At 46.5% G+C, this 20,802-nt stretch carries 19 protein-coding genes and 7 pseudogenes; 21 read left to right on the forward strand and 5 right to left on the reverse strand.

Going from position 1 to position 20,802, the window contains the following annotated elements; all coding sequences use genetic code 11:
* The first annotated feature begins 203 nt into the window (after positions 1 to 203).
* The 7 genes from ftsB (at position 204) to rpoS (ending at position 6,228) form a co-directional block, all read left to right on the forward strand.
* The gene (ftsB, locus tag O1Q74_RS04195; protein ID WP_271876302.1) at positions 204 to 539 is read left to right on the forward strand and encodes a cell division protein FtsB; all 336 of its coding nucleotides are present in this window, start codon (positions 204 to 206) and stop codon (positions 537 to 539) included.
* Positions 540 to 542: 3 nt separating this feature from the next.
* Positions 543 to 1,256, forward strand: a complete 714-nt coding sequence (gene ispD, locus O1Q74_RS04200; RefSeq protein ID WP_271876305.1) for a 2-C-methyl-D-erythritol 4-phosphate cytidylyltransferase — start codon at positions 543 to 545, stop codon at positions 1,254 to 1,256.
* A 53-nt stretch (positions 1,257 to 1,309) separates the two neighbouring features.
* Positions 1,310 to 1,807, forward strand: a complete 498-nt coding sequence (ispF, locus tag O1Q74_RS04205; protein ID WP_271876308.1) for a 2-C-methyl-D-erythritol 2,4-cyclodiphosphate synthase — start codon at positions 1,310 to 1,312, stop codon at positions 1,805 to 1,807.
* A 117-nt stretch (positions 1,808 to 1,924) separates the two neighbouring features.
* Positions 1,925 to 2,971, forward strand: coding sequence for a tRNA pseudouridine(13) synthase TruD (truD, locus tag O1Q74_RS04210; protein WP_271876310.1), 1,047 nt, complete (start codon positions 1,925 to 1,927; stop codon positions 2,969 to 2,971).
* Between the two features lie 137 nt (positions 2,972 to 3,108).
* A complete protein-coding gene (locus tag O1Q74_RS04215; RefSeq protein WP_271876313.1) occupies positions 3,109 to 3,735 on the forward strand; it encodes a protein-L-isoaspartate(D-aspartate) O-methyltransferase in 627 nt (208 codons plus the stop codon).
* Between the two features lie 424 nt (positions 3,736 to 4,159).
* Complete coding sequence (gene nlpD, locus O1Q74_RS04220) at positions 4,160 to 5,182, forward strand: murein hydrolase activator NlpD (protein WP_271876315.1); 1,023 nt, start codon at positions 4,160 to 4,162, stop codon at positions 5,180 to 5,182.
* Between the two features lie 53 nt (positions 5,183 to 5,235).
* Complete coding sequence (rpoS, locus tag O1Q74_RS04225; protein WP_271876317.1) at positions 5,236 to 6,228, forward strand: RNA polymerase sigma factor RpoS; 993 nt, start codon at positions 5,236 to 5,238, stop codon at positions 6,226 to 6,228.
* A 109-nt stretch (positions 6,229 to 6,337) separates the two neighbouring features.
* Here the strand turns inward: rpoS and O1Q74_RS04230 are convergent.
* A pseudogene (locus O1Q74_RS04230) lies at positions 6,338 to 6,609 on the reverse strand (IS3 family transposase); the annotation flags it as partial.
* 46 nt (positions 6,610 to 6,655) lie between these two features.
* On the opposite strand from O1Q74_RS04230, the pseudogene O1Q74_RS04235 reads away from it, so the two are divergent.
* A pseudogene (locus tag O1Q74_RS04235) lies at positions 6,656 to 7,132 on the forward strand (transposase); the annotation flags it as partial.
* Between the two features lie 104 nt (positions 7,133 to 7,236).
* Here the strand turns inward: O1Q74_RS04235 and ccdB are convergent.
* The 3 genes and pseudogenes from ccdB to O1Q74_RS04250 all read right to left on the reverse strand — a co-directional run.
* Entirely contained in the window at positions 7,237 to 7,542 is a 306-nt protein-coding gene (gene ccdB, locus O1Q74_RS04240; RefSeq protein ID WP_271876320.1) for a type II toxin-antitoxin system toxin CcdB, read from the reverse strand.
* 2 nt (positions 7,543 to 7,544) lie between these two features.
* A complete protein-coding gene (gene ccdA, locus O1Q74_RS04245) occupies positions 7,545 to 7,763 on the reverse strand; it encodes a type II toxin-antitoxin system antitoxin CcdA (protein ID WP_271876323.1) in 219 nt (72 codons plus the stop codon).
* 58 nt (positions 7,764 to 7,821) lie between these two features.
* Positions 7,822 to 8,046, reverse strand: a pseudogene (locus O1Q74_RS04250) (MobC family replication-relaxation protein); the annotation flags it as partial.
* A 69-nt stretch (positions 8,047 to 8,115) separates the two neighbouring features.
* Between O1Q74_RS04250 and O1Q74_RS04255 the strand changes: the two are divergent.
* From O1Q74_RS04255 to O1Q74_RS04270, 4 genes and pseudogenes are all read left to right on the forward strand, one after another.
* Positions 8,116 to 8,549: pseudogene (locus O1Q74_RS04255) on the forward strand (IS5 family transposase); the annotation flags it as partial.
* A 179-nt stretch (positions 8,550 to 8,728) separates the two neighbouring features.
* Positions 8,729 to 10,233 (forward strand): annotated as a pseudogene (gene traD / locus O1Q74_RS04260) (type IV conjugative transfer system coupling protein TraD); the annotation flags it as partial.
* A pseudogene (locus tag O1Q74_RS04265) lies at positions 10,233 to 10,685 on the forward strand (DUF4400 domain-containing protein); the annotation flags it as partial. The pseudogenes traD and O1Q74_RS04265, both read left to right, overlap by 1 nt.
* 187 nt (positions 10,686 to 10,872) lie before the next feature.
* Entirely contained in the window at positions 10,873 to 11,004 is a 132-nt protein-coding gene (locus O1Q74_RS04270) for a hypothetical protein (RefSeq protein ID WP_258305550.1), read from the forward strand.
* A gap of 49 nt (positions 11,005 to 11,053) precedes the next feature.
* Here O1Q74_RS04270 and O1Q74_RS04275 read toward each other — a convergent pair.
* Positions 11,054 to 12,417 (reverse strand): IS3 family transposase gene (locus tag O1Q74_RS04275; protein ID WP_271873361.1). Its coding sequence is split into 2 segments (ribosomal slippage): positions 11,054 to 11,940 and positions 11,940 to 12,417, totalling 1,365 coding nucleotides; the frame shifts between segments, so codons are not numbered across the junction.
* An 83-nt stretch (positions 12,418 to 12,500) separates the two neighbouring features.
* Between O1Q74_RS04275 and O1Q74_RS04280 the strand changes: the two genes are divergently transcribed.
* The 9 genes and pseudogenes from O1Q74_RS04280 (at position 12,501) to O1Q74_RS04320 (ending at position 20,638) form a co-directional block, all read left to right on the forward strand.
* Positions 12,501 to 13,358, forward strand: a complete 858-nt coding sequence (locus O1Q74_RS04280; protein ID WP_271876330.1) for an aKG-HExxH-type peptide beta-hydroxylase — start codon at positions 12,501 to 12,503, stop codon at positions 13,356 to 13,358.
* A 1-nt stretch (position 13,359) separates the two neighbouring features.
* Positions 13,360 to 14,442 carry a hypothetical protein gene (locus O1Q74_RS04285; RefSeq protein WP_271876333.1) on the forward strand — a complete coding sequence of 361 codons (1,083 nt, stop codon included), beginning with the start codon at positions 13,360 to 13,362 and terminating at the stop codon, positions 14,440 to 14,442.
* 206 nt (positions 14,443 to 14,648) lie between these two features.
* Positions 14,649 to 15,842 (forward strand): IS4 family transposase, encoded by a 1,194-nt coding sequence (locus tag O1Q74_RS04290; protein WP_271874016.1) that lies wholly within the window; start codon positions 14,649 to 14,651, stop codon positions 15,840 to 15,842.
* Positions 15,843 to 15,852: 10 nt separating this feature from the next.
* Complete coding sequence (locus O1Q74_RS04295) at positions 15,853 to 17,082, forward strand: ATP-binding cassette domain-containing protein (protein ID WP_271876334.1); 1,230 nt, start codon at positions 15,853 to 15,855, stop codon at positions 17,080 to 17,082.
* 293 nt (positions 17,083 to 17,375) lie between these two features.
* Positions 17,376 to 17,666, forward strand: coding sequence for a transposase (locus O1Q74_RS04300; protein ID WP_271876337.1), 291 nt, complete (start codon positions 17,376 to 17,378; stop codon positions 17,664 to 17,666).
* Positions 17,667 to 17,802: 136 nt separating this feature from the next.
* Positions 17,803 to 18,249 (forward strand): annotated as a pseudogene (locus O1Q74_RS04305) (IS110 family transposase); the annotation flags it as partial.
* Complete coding sequence (locus O1Q74_RS04310) at positions 18,241 to 18,693, forward strand: IS3 family transposase (RefSeq protein WP_271878735.1); 453 nt, start codon at positions 18,241 to 18,243, stop codon at positions 18,691 to 18,693. The pseudogene O1Q74_RS04305 and the gene O1Q74_RS04310, both read left to right, overlap by 9 nt.
* Positions 18,694 to 19,171: 478 nt before the next feature.
* Positions 19,172 to 19,396 carry a type II toxin-antitoxin system TacA family antitoxin gene (locus O1Q74_RS04315; RefSeq protein WP_271876339.1) on the forward strand — a complete coding sequence of 75 codons (225 nt, stop codon included), beginning with the start codon at positions 19,172 to 19,174 and terminating at the stop codon, positions 19,394 to 19,396.
* A gap of 117 nt (positions 19,397 to 19,513) precedes the next feature.
* Positions 19,514 to 20,638, forward strand: coding sequence for a site-specific integrase (locus tag O1Q74_RS04320; protein WP_271876341.1), 1,125 nt, complete (start codon positions 19,514 to 19,516; stop codon positions 20,636 to 20,638).
* The last annotated feature ends 164 nt before the right edge of the window (positions 20,639 to 20,802 follow it).

The raw sequence follows: 20,802 nt of genomic DNA on the forward strand, positions 1-20,802 counted from the left end.
TTTCTGACAAGTGGCGGAGAGTGCAGAACGTGCGTGGAAGATGAATAGAGGACAAGAAGGTTTCAGGGAGCTTTGGGTGGGACTTCTTGCCCGAAATCTCCCCATTTAGGGACGCGGCAGAGCGAATCTTGCCTTCCACTGCCGGACACAGTGGAGTCGAAACAAAAGTTATGGGATGATTAGGCGGTTTTTCAGGGGGCGGGATGGGAAAGCTTACGCTGTTATTATTGATATTGCTTGGCTGGCTTCAGTACTCACTGTGGCTGGGCAAGAATGGCATTCATGATTATGTTCGGGTGAAGGATGATGTTGTTGTCCAGCAGGGGAACAACGCCAAATTAAAAGACCGTAACGAACAACTGTTTGCCGAAATTGACGATCTCAATGGCGGACAGGAAGCGATTGAAGAGCGCGCACGCAATGAACTGGGTATGATCAAACCCGGTGAAAGCTTCTATCGTCTGGTACCAGAATCGAACCACCGTAACGCGAATACGACTTCACCTACTAATTCTCCATCCAACAATACACAACGTTGACGCATGCAGACACCGAGCCTTTCCCCGCCTGATATTGTTGCCGTTTTGCCCGCCGCGGGTAACGGCAGCAGGATGCAAAACGATCGTCCTAAGCAGTATCTGACGATTGGTAATGATGCAACCGGCCATAAAACTATTCTTGAACACACTATCGACGCGCTTTTACGCCATTCACGCGTGCAGCGTGTCGTTGTCGTCATCAGTCCCGATGACGCATTTTTTCATACCCTGACGATTGCCAACGATCCCCGTATTTGCACCGTAACGGGCGGGTTGCAGCGTGCCGATTCTGTGCTGGCTGGCCTGTCCGCCGTTGCCGATAACGCATGGGCGCTGGTGCATGACGCGGCGCGTCCGTGTCTGCATCAGGAGGATCTGACGCGCTTGCTGGCGATTGTCGAACAGAGTGACGTTGGTGGAATTTTGGCCGCTCCGGTTCGTGATACCATGAAGCGCAGCACGGATGGATTTATCGATCGCACGGTAGAACGTAACGATTTATGGCATGCACTGACGCCGCAGCTTTTTCCTGCGGCGCTGTTGAAACAGTGTTTGCAACGGGCGCTTCAGGATGGCGTTGCGGTCACAGATGAAGCCTCCGCGTTGGAATATTGTGGCTATCGCCCGCAAATTATCAGCGGACGTTCGGATAATATCAAAGTCACTCGTCCAGAGGATTTGGCATTAGCCGAATTCTATTTAACCCGTTTGCAGTAACCTCATTTTATTCGCTAAATTTATTCGTTAAATATAGATAAGGAGAATGCGCGATGCGTATCGGTCACGGTTTTGATGTCCATAAGTTCGGTGGAGAAGGTCCGCTGGTGATCGGTGGCGTGCGAATTTCTTATACCCAAGGTCTGCTGGCGCATTCCGATGGGGATGTGGTGCTGCATGCGGTGACGGATGCCCTGCTAGGCGCTGCCGCACTGGGCGATATTGGCAAGCTGTTTCCTGATACCGATCCGGCGTTTAAAGGCGCGGACAGCCGTGGCTTGCTGCGTGAAGCCTGGCGTCGTATCAACGAAAAAGGCTATCAGTTAGGAAATCTGGACGTTACGATTATTGCGCAGGCACCGAAAATGGCACCGCATATTCCGCAAATGCGCGTGAATCTGGCAGAAGATTTGCTATGCCATATGGATGACGTCAATGTGAAAGCCACCACGACAGAGCAGCTTGGGTTTACTGGGCGTGGTGAAGGCATTGCCTGCGAAGCCGTTGCCTTGCTGGTGAAAAAAGGAACGGGCGAAATCGTCGCATGGTAAGCCGTTTTTTTGTAATCAATGTCTTACCAATAAGATCTTATCAATCATAGACAATTAACAGTATAAGAAACAAGGCCATGGCTGCGCGTCATCCGGTCATGACCTTGTAGGATAATGATGGAAAATAGCGAACAACTCGTTTGGTTGCACGGCGAACCACAGGCTACCGGCTCATTGAAGTCCGCTGCGGAGGATTTTGTCGTTGTCGAAGATCTGGGGTTTCAGCCAGACGGTGACGGTGAGCATGTGCTGTTGCGCGTGCGCAAGCGCGGCTGCAATACGCAATTTGTGGCCGAAATGCTGGCGAAATTTGCTCACTTGCCGCTACGTGCCGTGAGCTATGCGGGCCTGAAAGATCGTCATGCTGTCACCGAACAGTGGTTCTGTCTGCATATGCCGGGCAAGGACACGCCAGATTTCTCCTCATTGGCGCTTGAAGGCTGTGACGTACTGGAATCTGCTCGCCACCGTCGCAAACTGCGCATCGGTACGCTGCGGGGTAACTATTTTACTCTGATGCTGCGTCAGGTCAGCGATCGAGGCGAGGTGGATGCGCGCTTGACGCTGATTGCCGCGAATGGCGTTCCTAATTATTTCGGCAGCCAGCGTTTCGGACGCAACGGAAATAATCTTGAGCAGGCGCGTCTTTGGGCGAATAACGAGATTCGAGTAAAAGAGCGTAATAAACGTAGTTTTTATCTTTCCGCCAGCCGCAGTGCGATGTTTAATCAGGTTGCCAGCGCAAGACTGGCGGGAGCGCAGGCGAAAACCGTTTTGTGTGGTGATGCATTGCAGTTAACGGGGCGCGGCAGTTGGTTTGTTGCTAAGCCTGACGAACTGGAAGCCTTACAGACGCGCCTTGATGCTGGCGAACTCCAGATTACCGCGCCGCTGCCTGGTGATGGTGAGCTGGGTACGCAGGATGATGCGCGGGCATTTGAAGAGCAGGCTTTGGCGGGACAAGAAACGCTGTGGTCGTTGGTCAAGCGTGAACGGGTTGAATCGTCCCGGCGCGCGATACTGCTGTATCCGCAACAAATGCACCGGGAATGGCAGGATGATGCGACCGTGGAAGTCAAATTCTGGCTACCGGCGGGCAGTTTTGCTACCAGCGTGGTGCGTGAATTGCTGTATTCAGATCAGGATACTGATATCGGTGTCTGATGCGCTGCGGCTTTTTTGCAGAAAATCGTTGAGAGAATAAATGCCAGCAACAGTGCGGTCGCGGCGGCTGGCTGGCCCTTGTGCGGGAAAATTGCTGTATTGGTGACGAGGTTAACCAGAACTGAGGTCGGCGGGGAATGGTAAACAAGCGTATAGAAACGTTGCTGGCGCAACTGCGCCAGCAGGGCATTCAGGACGAACGTCTGCTGAAGGCGATAGAAACCGTACCCAGAGAGCGTTTTGTTGATGAGGCTTTTGAACATAAAGCGTATGAAAACACCGCTCTGCCTATTGGTTCCGGTCAGACTATCTCGCAGCCCTATATGGTTGCGAAGATGACGGAATTGCTCAGCCTGACGCCAGTATCCCGCGTGCTGGAAATTGGCACGGGGTCGGGGTATCAAACGGCGATTCTCGCGCATTTGGTGCGGCACGTTTGCTCGGTGGAGCGCATCAAAGGGCTACAATGGCAGGCTAAGCGTCGTTTAAAACAGCTTGATTTGCATAATGTCTCTACCCGCCATGGCGATGGATGGCAGGGCTGGGCGTCGCGCGGGCCGTTTGATGCCATTATCGTTACCGCGGCGCCGCCGGAAATTCCCCGTGCGCTGCTGGAACAGCTTGATGAAGGCGGTGTGATGGTGTTGCCCGTCGGGGAACAGTCGCAAATACTGCAAGTTGTACAGCGCCATGCCGGTGAGTTTATTATTCAAACGGTTCAAGCTGTTCGGTTTGTTCCTCTGGTCAAAGGGGAATTAGCCTGATACCGTGGCGTTGGTGTGCATTTGTTGTTAAGTCTTTAAAATTTCAACACAACTGTTTTATAGTGCGAACTTGTTGATATTGTTAGCCTCTAATCATCGTGGTGCCTTTCCCGTTTTGCTTATGCGCCAGCGATGGTGAAGTAGCGATCTTTCTCGTTCCAATTAACGAATACATGAGCGGATATCGTTTACGCTACAATCAATGACGCAACGGCAGCAATGACGCAACGGCAGTAACTATGCACCGGCAGTAACTACGCAATGGGCAGTTGGGCTACAGCCAGTAAAACGGCAGCAGATGCGAGGCAAACATGTCCAAATTGGGTTCTGAGTATTACTATTTCTTGAATGTTATCGACACTTTTTTGAACGCTATTTTTTTGAACGTTATAGTTATAGGGGAGTAAGGCGCATGGGAAGCCGAATGATGAATTTGCGTCACATTGCTGCTTGTACGGTGATTGTCTTAGGATTGGCTGGATGTACCAACAATAATTCCAAATCCGCACCGATCAGCAGCGTTGACGGAAATACGGGCAGCCGAGGGGGAATGTTATCTGCGCCACCATCGCGTATTTCAACGACGAGTGAAAGTGTGGCAACGACGTCCGATGGCCGGATCGTTTATAACCGCAGCTACGGTAATATTCCGAAAGGCAGCTACAACGGCGGCAATTCCTACACCGTTAAACGTGGTGATACCCTGTTTTATATTGCCTGGATTACCGGCAATGATTATCGGGATCTGGCGCAGCGCAACAATATTCCTGAACCATACAGCCTGAATGTGGGGCAATCACTGAATTTAGGCAACGGAGCTGGCAACAACGCTTCGGGCGGTGGCTTGACGAGCGGTGGTGGCATGCTGGCAACAACCGATGCCACCCGAGGTGGTGTGCCAACACCGCCATCAAGTGCTCAAATACAAACTACATCGGTTGATTCTCAGTCAACTAATGCGTATTCTGGTAACCAGGGTAAACAGAATGTAGGTAAGATGTTACCTACGGCAGGGGCAACGACAACCGCTCCTGTTTCCGCACCAGCGGCTGTTGCCAGCAGCAATACGGCTGCTGTCGGCAGTTGGCGTTGGCCTACCGATGGGAAAGTCATAGATAGTTTCTCCGATTCTGAAGGGGGAAATAAAGGGATTGATATCGCCGGCTCACGTGGGCAACCGATCACCGCAACCGCCAATGGGCGTGTGGTGTACGCGGGCAATGCGCTACGTGGTTACGGAAATCTGATAATCATCAAGCATAATGATGACTACCTCAGTGCCTATGCCCATAACGATACGATGCTAGTCCGTGAGCAACAAGAGGTCACGGCAGGACAAAAAATCGCTACGATGGGCAGTACGGGCACCAGCTCAGTTCGCTTGCACTTTGAAATTCGTTACAAGGGGAAATCCGTAAACCCGCTGCGTTTTTTACCGCAGCGATAAATCGGGCAGAGTATTTCGGTATTCTGCCAAGGGATCACGGGTAGGAGCCACTTATGAGCCAAAGTACGCTGAAAGTTAACGAGTTACATGAAGATACCGATTTCGACGAGAATGGACTTGACGTTTTTGACGATAAGGCGCTGGCAGAGGAAGATACCAATGATAATGACTCAGCGGAAGACGAGCTGTTATCGCAAGGGGTCTCACAGCGTGTCCTGGACGCAACACAGCTCTATCTAGGGGAAATCGGCTATTCGCCGCTTTTGACCGCAGAAGAAGAAGTTTATTTTGCCCGGCGTGCGCTGCGTGGCGATGTGCCATCGCGCCGACGGATGATTGAGAGTAACCTGCGGTTGGTGGTGAAAATTGCCCGCCGTTACAACAATCGTGGCCTGGCACTGCTGGATCTGATTGAAGAGGGTAACCTTGGTCTGATCCGTGCGGTTGAAAAATTCGATCCAGAAAGAGGATTCCGTTTTTCAACCTACGCAACCTGGTGGATTCGACAGACGATAGAACGGGCGATCATGAATCAAACCCGTACCATCCGCTTGCCGATTCACATCGTCAAAGAACTTAACGTTTACCTGCGTACCGCGCGCGAACTGTCTCATAAACTGGATCACGAGCCGAGTGCGGAAGAAATTGCCGAACAGCTTGATAAGCCCGTTGATGACGTCAACCGCATGCTGCGTCTGAATGAACGTATTACTTCTGTCGATACCCCGCTGGGCGGCGATTCGGAAAAAGCGCTGCTGGATATTTTGGCAGACGAAAAAGACAACGGACCTGAGGACACCACTCAGGATAACGATATGAAACAGAATATCGTTAAATGGCTGTTTGAGCTTAACGCCAAACAGCGTGAGGTGTTAGCGCGTCGTTTCGGCCTGCTAGGGTATGAAGCGGCTACGCTGGAAGATGTTGGTCGTGAAATTGGCTTAACGCGTGAACGTGTTCGTCAGATTCAGGTTGAAGGTTTACGCCGCCTGCGGGAAATTTTGCAGGTTCAGGGGTTAAGCATTGAAGAGCTGTTTCGTGAATAATTCGCGGTAAGTTATCGAAGTTTTGAAATAAAAAATGGTGGGGAAACCCACCATCAGATCATTGATAAACCCCATGTTTTGGTCCTTCCCATATAATGTGGGCACAGCCCTAAGCGAGGTTCTGGTTTTCAGATTGTTCTGGGCTGAGCCCGCCACACACTGTGTCGGTGCCAGCGATTGTCATCGTACTCGATATCATTACACACCGCTGTTCGCAGTATTTCCCTGCTGGCAAAGTGCTCTCCGTGGATACATTCCACTTTCGCGAGTGGAAAAAACTCTCCGCGCAGGCATTATCGTAACAGCATCCCTTTGCACTCATACTGCCACGGAGATTATGGGCTCTCTAGCCATGGCCTGATAATCTGCTGAACAAGACTGTAGTGATGTGATGGACACCCCACCCTAAAGTAGCTGGTGTCATACTAAAGGTCTCAAAACTGAAGCTGACCTCCACCAGTTTTCTCGTATGCTGACAACGCTTACCGCCGAAACGGCGCTCAATGCCGAACTCACTGACTATCTCGGTCATGAGAAAAATGCCCTAAGTCAGGCTAGAATACCCGAAACGGTTACTCGTCTAAAACCGTGCTATGTGACGACGGTGAGATTGAACTGAGCACGCCTCGTGACCGAGAAAACACCTTCGAGCCGCAACTGATAAAGAAAAATCAGACACGCATCACCCAGATGGACAGCCAGATTTTGTCTCTCTACGCCAACGTTATGACCACGCGGGAGATTGTCACCACGTTTAAAGAAATGTACGATGCCGATGTTTCGCCCACGCTGATATCTACAGTCACCGATGCCGTTAAAGGACAGGTAGCAGAATCGCCCGTTAGACTCACTTTATCTCATTGTTTATCTTGGCTGTATTGTTGTGAAGGTTCGTCACTGCGGTGTAAATATCCCGTTAAGCTGGGCCATTCACGCTTAGAAATTTTCAGCATACCCATGCAGCATATGCTGCTATGGATCGCTCAATGTGAATACAGTAAATCCCTCTTAAATGCCCCAAAACATAAGATTGATAGCATCCTTGATCTCATTCGCGCAGTCGCTGAGATCCGCAATCACTTCACCCATAACTTCAACGGGAACGCTCGATAGTTCAGTCGTCATCAGCCGATAATCTTCGTCATTGATGCGAATCAGCGGGAACAGCGTTTTATTCACTTTCTCAGACAGGTGATGTGATTCAATAAACGGGATGACCATGCGCCGCTTCGGTGTCTCGACAATATCACTTTGTACATCAACAAACATTTTGTAGTGACTGGCTCGTTTGTATTGATAAACAATGAATTGCATGATCACCAGTTCCTGTTTTCATCTGCAAAGGAGCCATGCTGCGCGATAAATCGGGCGACTTCTTCCATCCCTTCGCGGCTTTCCTTCTTCCACTCCTCTACCTTGATGCGGCGAGCTTCTTTGCCAATGGCATCATTCACCAGCCCGGAAATATTGACTCCGGCAGTACTCAGAACCTGATAATTGTCTTTGTCCACGGTAACGCTGATGCGGTGTTTCATTATGGTGCTCCTCTCTTGTGCATATTGTGAGTATATACTTCACATGATTGTTCAGCAATTAGCCAAAATTCAAATCGAACCGTTTAAGCTCCTCAACCGTATAAACCCGAAAAACATGGTGGTGCTTCGCTTCCAGCGGGATACGTTGATGATTCACGATGACGTGTTTGATGCTATTGAATAGCAGTTCGATAGCCCGTTTTTTCTGTGGATCGGGCACGATGTAGAAGACGTACATCCAGCGTTGTTGAGTTCGAGCCAGTAAATGATGGGTGATAATCGACCAGGGTGTGTCCCGTAACTCTTTTTTGTACAATATGCCGCATGGTTTAACTACAAAAAGTCCTTCAATTTGGCTCGTTACGATTTCCCTGATGATGCATGGTTTCTGCTCTCCCCCATGCTGCCACCTGAAAGAGGTTCTTCCAAAGGTGGGCGACCTTACCTTGCACACAGACATATCATGAATGGCATATTTTGGGTTCTTTGTTCTGGTGCTCCATGGCGAGATTTACCCGAACGCTATGGTAACTGGAAAACGATTTACAATCGTTTTAACCGGTGGTCAAAAGCCGGAATAATGAACAAACTTTTCAATAAATTACTTCAAATTCTGGATGAAAAATCGCTGGTTGACTGGGATGTCATCGCGCTTGATGGCAGTAACATTCGAGCCCTGAAAGCGGCAGCAGGCGCGAAAAAAAACATCCCGATGAACTCGACGATCATGGGTTGGGTCGCTCTCGCGGCGGCTTTGGCACCAAAATCCATTTGGCGACAGATGGTGTCAGCAACACTGATATAAGACCGCAAATCACCATAAATTTTGTCCACTCCACCCAACATGGGCTTCTCTTAAGGTTCCTACACCAGACGGAGAAGCCGCATGTTAAGCAGAGGGGACCTTCTCATGATAAAGCAGATGCGTATTCACGGCGCGCATATTATCGACATCGCTCACCATAGCAGAATTATTGATCACGCAGGATATCCGGCGTGGCGATGTCACCATCGTATTTGACCCCAAAGGAGATGCTGACCTGCTGAAACGGATGTGGGCGGAAGCGCGGAGAGCTGGAAGGGAAAGTGAGTTTCATGTTTTCCATCGTGGTTGGCCAGATATCAGCGCACGTTATAACGCGATCGGGCGTTTTAGCCGTATCTCTGAAGTGGCTTCGCGTGTTGCGGGGCAGCTTTCAAGTGAAGGTAATTCGGCCGCTTTTAAGGAGTTTGCCTGGCGGTTCGTCAATATCATTACACGGGCGCTGGTTGCCCTGGGCCAACGGCCTGATTACAGCCTGATACTCCGTTACGTCACCAATATTGGTGACCTTTACGAAACCTATGTCGAAAACCTGTTAAGCACTCAAGCTCCACAACTGTGGGTCACGGTAGAGAATTTACTTAGCTCAGGCATGCTTAATGAGCGGGATCTTCCCCGAAATATGCAGGGGCAAGCGAACGCGATGAAAGTGTGGGCCATCGAGACCGTTCTTGGCAGTGATGAAGGTAAAAAAATATGGGATCCGGTTCTGGATGGGTTGCGGTCAGCTGTACGTTATGACCGGAGCTATTTTGATAAAATTGTGGCCTCGTTATTGCCCTTGCTGGAAAAACTGACGACGGGAAAAACAGCGGCGTTGTTGGCACCTGATTATACCGATATGGATGATCCTCGTCCCATCTTTGACTGGCAGGAAGTCATTCGAAAAAGAGGGATTGTGTATGTCGGACTCGATGCGCTGTCGGATGCGGAGGTCGCCTCAGCGGTAGGCAATAGTATGTTTGCCGATCTTGTGTCTGTGGCGGGTACATCTACAAGTTTGGTATCGGCGGTGAAGCGCCACAGAAAAGAATCCCCATTAACCTCCACTGCGATGAGTTTAACGAACTGATGGGTGAGGAGTTTATCCCGCTCATTAACAAAGGCGGCGGCGCGGGGATTCAGGTTACGGCCTACACTCAGACCTTGTCGGATATTGAAGCCAGGATTGGCAGCAGTGCTAAGGCCAATCAGGTGATTGGTAACTTCAACTCGTTAATCATGCTACGGGTCAGAGAAAACAGTACAGCAGAGCTGCTGACCAGCCAGCTTCCTGAAGTAGATGTCTATACCAAGACGCTGGTTTCTGGTGTAACAGATATTACTAATCCTGACCAGGGTTCTGATTTTACCAGTAACGTTCAGGATCGCGTCAGTAATGTCAGGATGCCAATGATTACCCCCGCTGACATTATCAACCTGCCGAAAGGGCCGGCGTTTGCATTGCTTGAGGGGGGACGGTTGTGGAAAATCCGCATGCCATTACCTGATAGCGCAAATGACCCGTTTATGCCGGAGAGTATCAGCCGCATTGCTGAGTACATGCAGCAGAATTACCGTACCGGTGAAACCTGGTGGACGGGGAGTACATTGCCTTCTGACAGCCTCACTGGATCTGCCTTTGAGCCAAAAGATGAGGTGGCGTAATGGCAGAGCAGCCCCAGTCATCACCACAGCGTCAGGAACCCCCTAAAAAGCCGGGTTTGTTTCAAACGCTATTATGGGTTTGGCCACTGAAAGTGATTGGCATCCTGCTGGTTTCTTTGCTGGTCAGTCTGCTTATTGAATATATCGGCATGCTGTTTTTTTGGACCAATGAAGGCGCAGAACACAGCCGCCAGGTGATGTTGACGGAGAGTGGTTATCTGGCTGAAGGGTTTACCCATAGCTTATTGATGTCTGAACCGGTTACTCTCATAAGCGGCATGGTTCACCAAACCTATCAATGGCTCTTTCTAGACAGCGGGTTTATCAGTTGGCTGCATCAGGCAAAACAGATGAAGCCGAAGGATGGGGCAGCGCAGATGTTTAAGTGGGTTGGGAGCTGGCTGGCACTTGCGTTGTGGGAATACTTACAGGCGACGGTTTATGTCACGGTCCCATTAAAATAATATCGTTTGATATTATTTTAATGGTATTTTTTCAACCATAATTATTATATTTATTTGTTATGTAATTTGACGTTAATTGTATTTTTTTTGTTTACTTTTGTGGTCTTTTTTTGTAGTTTCGAAATTCCCAGTGATTTTGCATGGGTATTAAATTTCATATATGAGGTAATACACTATGGATATTCAAGATCTGATTAATTCAGTGAAGGAAATGGAAATTGAAGCAACGGAAAATCAAGTTAACAAGATGGAAAGTGAAGAAGTATCCATTCTTGGGCCAATGAACATGCTTGCTTTTGATGCGTAAACAATAAGCACCCGATGTGGACTGACCCCATAAAGTTGGACAGTTCATGTTAAGCGGCTATCAGGGCCCGGGTTCGGTATTCTACCGGACTCAGGCCTTTTAATTTCAGGCTGATCCGCTCGTTGTTATAGTAATGGATATAGTCCTCTATCGCCTTCCTCAGTTCATTCAGATCGCTGAACCTGTTCAGGTAAAAACACTCCGATTTCAGTGTGCCGAAGAAGTTCTCCATCACCGCGTTATCCAGGCAGTTTCCCTTGCGTGACATGCTTTGCGTCATACCCTGTGCCTTTAACTTTGCCTGATAGCCTGCCATTCGGTATTGCCAGCCCTGATCCGTGTGCAGCAGCGGTGTATCCTCCGGTCCGAGCGCTGAGAACGCATCGTGCAGCATCGTATTAACCATCTCCATCACCGGCCTTTCCGACAGGCTGTAGGAGATAATCTCCCGGTTAAACAGATCGAGAACCGGCGACAGGTACAGCTTTTTACCCTGCACCGAGAACTCTGTAACATCCGTGACCCATTTTTCGTTGGCTTTCGATGCACTGAAGTTCCGGCTCAGGATATTGGGCGCAGCCTTGCCCATTTCCCCTTTCCAGGCACGATATTTCTTCACCCTTATCAGAGAGCGGAGTGACAGCTCCGCCATCAGTCTCTGCACAGTTTTATGGTTTACCAACAACCCCTGTTTTCTCAGTGAGAGTGTGATCCTGCGGTAGCCATAACGCCCTTTGTGATAGTGGTAAATCTCTCTGATTTTATCTTTCAGCCCGGCATGCCTGTCCACTCGCTTCAGCGCATTCATATTGTGATACCACGTACTACGGGACATACCCGCTGCACGCAGAAGATCACCGAGCGCATACTCCAGCCTTAGCTCACTGATTATTCCGGCTTTCTGCCGCTTTTCTCGCTTTGAACTAAGGCCTTCAGCTTTTTTAGATAGGCATTCTCTGCGCGCAGGTAACGAAGTTCAGCCCGCAGTTCTTCGGGAGATAACTTTTCCAGTGCAGCATCGGTAAGTGGAGGTGTTTTTTTGGGTTTTGTCATGTCCTTGCTCCGGCCTGGTTTTATGCTCAGAAGTCCTTTCTCACCTGCGTCTTTGTATACATTCACCCAGTGCCGGACAACGGTTTCAGTTGAGATATTAAACCGTGCGGCAGCTTCACGCATCGAAAGTTCTTCATTGAGAACAGTCTGGACAACAGTCATCCGGAACGCCGGAGAATGGCGGTCATTTTTCCAGGTAATGCCATCAATACCATGGAGTTGCCAGGCTCTTACCCAGCGTCGCACTGATGTTCTCTCAACACCAAAGCGTTCAGCTGTACGATGTGTTCCATCTTTTCCGGCGAGGTAGTGATTAACTACAGCTAATCTGGTTTCGAGGGAATATTTTGGCTTTGCCATAAAAAACTGCACCTTACTCAGTTGGGTGTCCAACTTTTGGGGTGCAGTCCAATGTTTGGGTGCTTTTATTTATTGGAGCCTATATGTTAAGTATCCTTGGTAAGCAAGAGTTAGTTAAAAATGTCTATCTTTTATCCCAGCCATTCCTTGGGGATAAATCAGTTAAAAATACTCATGAGCTTAAACCATTCTATTTGAAATTTATTCAGAAGCATCAGCCTTATCAACCTGTTAACGTGAGCGAGAACATCATTGTTGTCGATGATGAAAAAATAAATGCGCTAAAAAATGCCTATCAACCAAGCAAGCTTGATGATCTAAATCAATTAAAAATGATAGGCGATAAGCATAGTGTTGAGAGATACAGAGAACTTTCTGAACTCATTATAAATGGGTACAATCAACTATCCAGTAGCAATGCTGATGTTAAGTTAATCTTTGATCTGGTTATTCACACAATTTTTTTCAGGAAATCTACTAATGAATTTAATACTGCATCATTTGGTGGTTCTTCTTCAACCGCAATAGGCAGTATCTGGATTAGTGGTCATGGTGACTTGACATATCATGATGTCGCAGAATTTTTGTTGCATGAATTGACGCACCATTTGTTATTTATTGATGAGCGGTGCCACGAGCAATTTAATTATCAGGAAATCGTTAAGCCTGAAAATTATTCAATGTCTGCTCTGCTTGGGAAAAGAAGGCCATTGGATAAAGTTGTGCATAGTATTCTTGTCTCTCATGAAATTCTCAATGCGCGCAGGAATTATCTTGAATCAGATATGGTTACAATTCATCCTGCTACTGATATATTAAAAAATAATACAATGAATTCTATTACAGAAACATTAGCAATGAAAAATTTGGATGATCTAATAACCCAAAGAACCAGAGGTTTTTTATTAAAAGCTCAGAACAATCTTAGCCACGAGGTATGATATGTTAAATTTAATTAAGTCTTTGGCAAGAAATATTGATGCTCGGTGGCGTGAGGATGACTATAGTTGTTACACTTTCGCCGATATTGCTAAATCAGAGTTAGATAAGGTTGATTTAACCTCTCTCTTTTCTTTTACTGGGCTAATCGATGTTTTGGACAATAGTGAAATGTCTAAAATCCAAATAGTCTCTGAATTCTCTGAGTTACACCTGAAACTTTTCGACAATTCTCGTTTTTACATTGAGGTACTTAATTGGTGGGATAATGATACCTCAATTCATGATCATGGATTTTCTGGGGTTCTACTCCAGCTTGAAGGAAGTTCTTTGAATGCGATATATGCATTTGATGAAATCGACGAAGTTAGCCACAATCTTAGTTTAGGTGACATCAAACTCACTGAGGCCTATATCAGTAAAAAAGGAGACTGTCGGGTCATTCCCTATGGCAGAAAGGAAAAACATGCTGTTCTTCACTTAGAAAAACCGACAGTCAGCTTGATAGTAAGGACTCATCCAGTCATGGAGTTGTCTCCGCAGCTTAACTACTTTCCTCCTGGGCTGAGAGTTAATCACTCTGCGACTGATATTATGTTTAATAAGAAAATAAAATATTTTAGACTTTTAAATATGATCGATTCTGTCCAGTGTAGAAAGCAAATGTTGCATGAATTAAAACAGCTTTCATTAACTGAACAATTTTGGTTCATTCTAAAATTGTCAAAGATGATTTATCATTCGGAAAATATAGAGTTACTCAACGAATACGTTAACTTGGCAAATACGGAAGATGAAAAGAAACGAAAAGTAAAAGTAGTCTCCGCAGTAACATTGCGTAAAACGTCTCAGTTTTTTATTGATGAAATAAAACCTCTATTTGATAACAATGAGCAACGACTTATATTGTCCTGCCTTGCTGCTTCTTACAATCAAGAGGATAGAATTAAAATGTTTCATCAATTGGGTGTTGAAAACTCAGAAGACGTAATTTATAGTATAATAGATAATTTGCCATCGCATCTCAAACCCCGTATGTTACATGCGCTGAAGCTAACAGGGATGATTGTTAAAAAATATGAATAACGTTTTTTTTAATAAATTTTTTATAATAAGTGTTGGGCTTGTTTGCCTTCAGCAAATACTTGTTGGATTGTCGACGTATTTTATTGGGCAAGCTGGAGGAAGTATTGGTTTAAGCCCCTCAGGGCTGAGGAATCCCCAGAAAACAAGACAGGCATAGAGTTTTATGATCTACTGATTTTCGCCAAAAAATTCAATGAGATCACCCTATGCCTGTCCGTAAAGTATGCCAGACTTTTTTCCGTCACGCTTTAGCTTCAACACATCAATATCGACAACATGCGCTTATTGATTCCACCGCTGCGTTGATAAGCGGTGCCACGCTTTCACTCACCTGCATCGGGCGTTATTTACCCGGCCCTGCTCGCGTGAAAGATAAAATAAAACGGGTTGACCGCCTTTTGGGAAACACTGCGCTTCATCACGATATCCCGAAAATATTTAATCAGATTACATCCATGATGACCAAAAACATGCCGTGGTGTGTTATTGCCGTCGACTGGAGTGGCTATCCCTCTCAGGATTTTCATGTCCTGCGTGCCAGCCTTGTCTGTGATGGCCGCGCTATCCCCTTGATGAGTCAGGTGGTTCCGTCAGAAAAGCAAAACAATATTTTGATACAGAAAGCCTTTCTTGACGCGCTTGCCTGTGCTATTGCCCCGCAAATGAAAGTCACCCTCATCACCGACGCGGGCTTCCACAATGAATGGTTTCGGCATATCAAAGCACTGGGATGGGACTTTATTGGTCGCATCCGGGGAAACGTAAAATTTTGCCTTCATCATGGCCCGGAACGCTGGCTGAACGTGAAAGACTGTACTGGCACGGCGCGCGCGGAATATCTGGGAGCCGGAACGCTGGCGCGTTCAAAAAAGGCGCAATGCAACGGACATTTTTATCTTTATAAAAAAGCGCCGAAAGGCCGAAAAAGCCAACGTCGCAAAGGGAAACCGAGCCATCCCACAACAGAAAAAGAACAGCGTGCGTCAGCTAAAGAGCCGTGGCTGCTATTTACCAGTACTGATGAATTCAAGCCCCATGAAATTATGAAACTCTACAGCAGGAGAATGCAGATTGAACAAAACTTTCGCGATGAAAAGAGTGAGAGATTTGGCTTTGGCTTACGCGCCTGTGGAAGCAAAACGGGTGAGCGGCTTTGGGTGCTGAGTTTGCTGGCAACACTGGCATCAATTGTTCTCTGGTTATTAGGATATCATTTTGAAAATAAAGGTCTTCATCTTCATTATCAGGCGAACAGCCTTAAAAGTCGAAGAGTGATATCGTTTTTGACACTGGCGGAAAATGTACTGCGGCATTCACCGCGAATAATCAGGCGAGTGAAGCTGGAGAGTATTTTAGCCCAACTCACCAGCACCTACCGAAATATGGTGCTGGTTTATTAGCGATGATTTTGTGGGGATCCCTCAGCCCTCAGGGGCCCTTTTTTATACTGCTTTGTTCTTCTTTTCTATTTTTATTGCTTATATTTTTGGTTCGCTATCTTTATTTTATCGTGTTAAATTATCGAATTCATTATGGCAAAATTATTATCTATCAACTTTAGAGGTTATTTCTCTTAATCATTCTGTTTCTACAGATGAAAATAAAAGAATGACACAACTTTGGTTCAGTGGTGAAGCGCTCAGTACTTTTGATGAGGTCGGCTTTGAGTTTGTTGAGATCCTCGCCATATATTTTAACGTCATTTTCACTACTATTGCGCTATTTATCGTTTTGGGCATAGAGTTGGCTGGAGTGATTGTATTCTGCATGCTATTTTCAGTCATACTCTTGTTTCTGGCGAAAGGAAAGATCGACGGGCTGGCTGGAAACATGCAAAATGATAAAATCACGACATTGCATTTTGTGAGTAAGCTATGGGATAGCATGTTCTATGGTGATCGAGAACGTCTGGTTTCAGCACAGGCGTTAGCCCGAGATAAGGCATCTATTTATTTCAAACGGAAAGAATCGTACAAATTACTGGAGCAGATAATCTCCTGTACACCTATTCTTATTTCTATTCCATTACTGGTAGGATTTTCATATTATCAGGTTTCTGCTAATGAGGTCGCTATCGGTGCGTTGGTTGCTGTATTGCCAAGAAGTTTACAGTTGTTCCAGAACATTCATGCTGCAAGTATGAGTACAAGCCAGATTTTATTGTTGATGCGAAAAATTACAAGGTTGTATTCCTTTTCTACAACACTCAAAGGTTATGATTATCTTGATAATATTGATCCTGCAAAATTGTCAATTACCGATCTTTATAATGGCAACGAGATAAAATTACAGGATATCTTAGGTGGCAGTTTCATTGATCGTAATCCTAATGGAAGGGTATTGATCATGGGGACAAATGGCGCAGGTAAATCATCGCTCATAAAATATTTGAAGAGCAAATATTCTGATGCGTTATTTTTTGGGCCTGGCATTGATATAGACGAGGACACAATACCTGGCTCCACAGGACAAAAACAATTGCATCAACTTGAATCATTATCAGGGGTACGGAATCGTATTATCCTTTTAGATGAGTGGGATGCAAATCTAGATGTTGTCAACACAAACGAAATTGATGAACGACTTAATACCTTGTCACTAAGTAACTTAATCATCGAAATACGCCATAAGATACAGTAAATAAAATAAATGTACCCTCATCATTTTGGAGTGGTAAAGATTTTATCAGAAATGACTTTGTTCAAGCATATATCAGCGACGAAAGTACATTGCACTAATACAGATGATATGTGCTTGAACGTTGATATTTCTGTAATCTGACTAAAGCTAGCTGGTCGAGAACCTCTGTAGCGGCGTAGAACCCCAATTAATAACTAGCCAGTATTGCCTTTTTTGATGTTCTAAATTTTCTGATCTGTCCTTGATTTAGCGCCCACCTTGTTTTCAAATCAATCAACGAAAGCGAGGTCACTATGTCAAGACAACAATATACCCCGGAGTTCAAGCGCAGAGCCGTTGCATTGCTGCTCGAAAGCGGTAAATCCGTTGCCCGTATGGCGCAGGAGCTTGATATCAAAGAGAACACGCTCTACAACTGGAAAAAACGTTATCAGGATAAGGCGGATACCGCTTTTTCCAATGCGCCCCGGCTATCCGAACAGGAACTGGAAATTCGCCGCCTTAAAGCTAAAATTGCCGAACTGGAAGAGGATAAACTTATCCTGAAAAAAGCGGCGGCGTTCTTTGCGCGGGAAAGCCGCTGAGAATGAGATGAACGCATCCCAACTATTTGACGAGTAGCACAGAGGCTGAAAGGCGGGGTGTGGAGCCTCGCAGATTTCCGGCATCATCGTGCCTATAACGGGATACTCATCGTTCCCCTGACTGGAGACTCCACACATGAATAACTATACCCCTGTTGGCGTTGATATCGCAAAACACCTGATTCAGGTTCACTTCATCGACAAACATAGCGGCGAAGTGGTGGATAAACAGCTGAGACGTCAGGATGTTCTGACCTTCTTCAGCAACCGTGAGCCCTGCCTGATTGGTATGGAAGCCTGTGGTGGCTCTCAGCACTGGGCCCGGGAGTTGAAAAAACTCGGTCATCAGGTTCGCCTGCTTCAGGCGAAATTCGTCAAAGCGTTCCTTATGGGCAACAAGAACGACGTCATGGACTCCCGCGCCATATGGATGGCGGTCCAGCAACCGGGACGGGGGATAGCCGTAAAGAGCGAAGAGCAGCACCGTCGGTTGAGTGAGTTGGATGCTCAGATTAACGGCATTGAGCAACAACTGATGGCGCTGGCGAAACAGAACGAGACCTGCCGACGGCTGATGGCTATCCGCACGGGAGAAGGCTGGCTGTATCTGGCGACGGTGATTGAGCTGTATTCCAGACGCATTATCGGCTTGAGTCTGAGTAATCGCTTGAAAAAGCAGTTGGTGATTGACGCGTTAGAGATGGCAATAAAACAGCGCAGACCGACGGGGAAGGTCATCGTGCATTCGGACAGAGGGAGTCAGTACGCCAGCCATCGGTATCGTGAGATATTGAAAAACAATGAGTTAGTCTGCTCAATGAGCGGGAAAGGCTGCTGTTATGATAATGCGGTAATGGAAAGCTTCTACCACACGCTGAAAACGGAACTGATGCAAGGTAAAGCGTTTAGCAGCAGAGAGCAGGCAATGAACGCCCTGTTTGATTATATTGAGGTATTTTACAATCGCCGTCGCAAGCACTCAACGCTGGGTTATCAAACGCCGGTGCATTATGAAATGGCGGCGTAATTAGGTGGGAATAATTTCGGGGACAGATCAGGTTTCGCGGATCGGACTTTGCTGTCAGTTAACATATGAGGGTCACTCCCGTTCATCGAACTGAATGACCCGCAACCTGACCCACAAATTCCCCGATACGAAGGGATAAATCAAAATGCATCGGAAAAGATTTTCACGCCAACTTATTGAATCACAACAACATAGGGATTGATAAGGAAGCATAAAAAAGGAAAGGTGGTGCCGGACTCGGGATCATTCAGCTTTCTATTCAGTTGAAATGTAGCATAAATTTTAACCGTGGTTGTTGTCAAGACCCGTGGTTTTACCCGTATTTTCATAGATAAATCAGAATGATGGGTCACATGCGATAAATAAATGTCCGGTTCGTTCCTTCAGTTCGATTCCCTATGCTATGTAAATCGTCATGATATAAGCCTGATGCAAACTGTATAATTACTCTCCAGAGGGAACCGCGGAGGATAACATTATGCCGACAGAAAAAGACGTTTCTGATAAACGTGTGACGTTAAATTTACGTACCGAGCCCGATGAAAAAGCCGTTACTGAGGAAGCGTTGATCGATCAGCGCATCATCATGACAGATCCCGATGCTTACCAAGAGTTTCTTACACGATTGGCTCAGCCTCCTGCACCAAATGCCTCGCTTTGCAACACTATGCAAACACTTGCACCGTGGGAACAGAAAAAATGAGCTCAGCCCCTGAGCCACCCTACGCCGCATTGGAAGGCTCATGCGAGCAGAGACCTAAATGCGCTCTCTAATTTGTTGTATTGTCTTTCCCTTTGACCAATAGGGAAGACAATAGTAGTGAAGAAACGTATAAAAAAGATACTGTTAAGTAAAGCGTTGGATAAGTATTTTTCCACGGTTTCGCGACATAAACGAGGACAGTTGCAGGAGTTCTATCGAATCAATGTTATCAAGCGTTCGCGTTTGGCTAATAGAAATATGGATGAAATTTCATCCATAGACATTGCAGAATATAGAGATAATAGATTATCGGAATTTAACGCCAGAACGCAAAAGCCGATAAGTGCGAATACTGTGCGACTGGAATTAGCATTGTTATCGGCGCTTTATAATCTGGCAAAAGTTGAGTGGGGCACATGCTCTATAAACCCTGTTGAAAATGTTCGCAAGCCTACCGTATCGTCAGGCCGTACTCGAAGGTTAACGACTCAGGAAGAACGACAGCTAACCAGATACTTCAAAGATAAAAATCCTGAATTATTGGCTATTTTTCACATCGCATTGGAAACGGGAATGCGGCAAGGCGAAATTTTGTCGTTGAGATGGGAATATACCGATCTTCGCCTTGGTGTTGCCCATTTGCCTTTGACGAAAAATGGGACATCGCGAGACGTTCCATTATCATCAAAAGCACGGCAAATTCTGTGTGGCTTGGGTGAACGGCCACATCATGAGAATGGCTATATTTTTAGCTACACGTCGAGTGGGTTTAAAAGCGCATGGCGTGTGGCTTTGAAGGTTCTGGCTATCGACGATCTACATTTTCACGATCTCAGACATGAGGCAATCAGCCGATTCTTTGAACTGGGAACGTTAAATGTTATGGAAGTGGCTGCGATATCAGGTCATAAATCAATGAATATGTTGAAACGCTATACCCACCTTCGTGCAACACACCTCGTGAGCAAACTGGATGCACATAAGAAACAGGCTAAAAAACTAGCATCCATCTTTGTTCCTTACCCAGCGGATATTGATGTCGATGATACAACGGTTACGCTGAAATTCTCTGATCTTGATAACCTGTCTGTGACGGCTTCAACGCATGATGATGCCCTGAAAATTGCCTCTGTGGAATTACTTCGATTTCAGGCTATAGCAGCGAAAAACGGTAAGAGACTTCCGCCACCCGGCGCTATCCCAGTCAATTCGATTGATCGGGTTCTTATCAGCCCACTGTAGTGATGTAGATAACTTTATATGACGATGTTGAGCTAAATATCGTCATTTTTTATGTCGTGATCTCGACTAATCAGACTGTCTATCCAGACGACGTGTTTTACATATCACACTGATAATCCGGTGTGTTTTAGTGATTGTTGTACGTTATATATGGATGTTACGGA

The sequence above is a fragment of the Pectobacterium sp. A5351 genome (genome assembly GCF_028335745.1).
Taxonomy (GTDB): domain Bacteria; phylum Pseudomonadota; class Gammaproteobacteria; order Enterobacterales; family Enterobacteriaceae; genus Pectobacterium.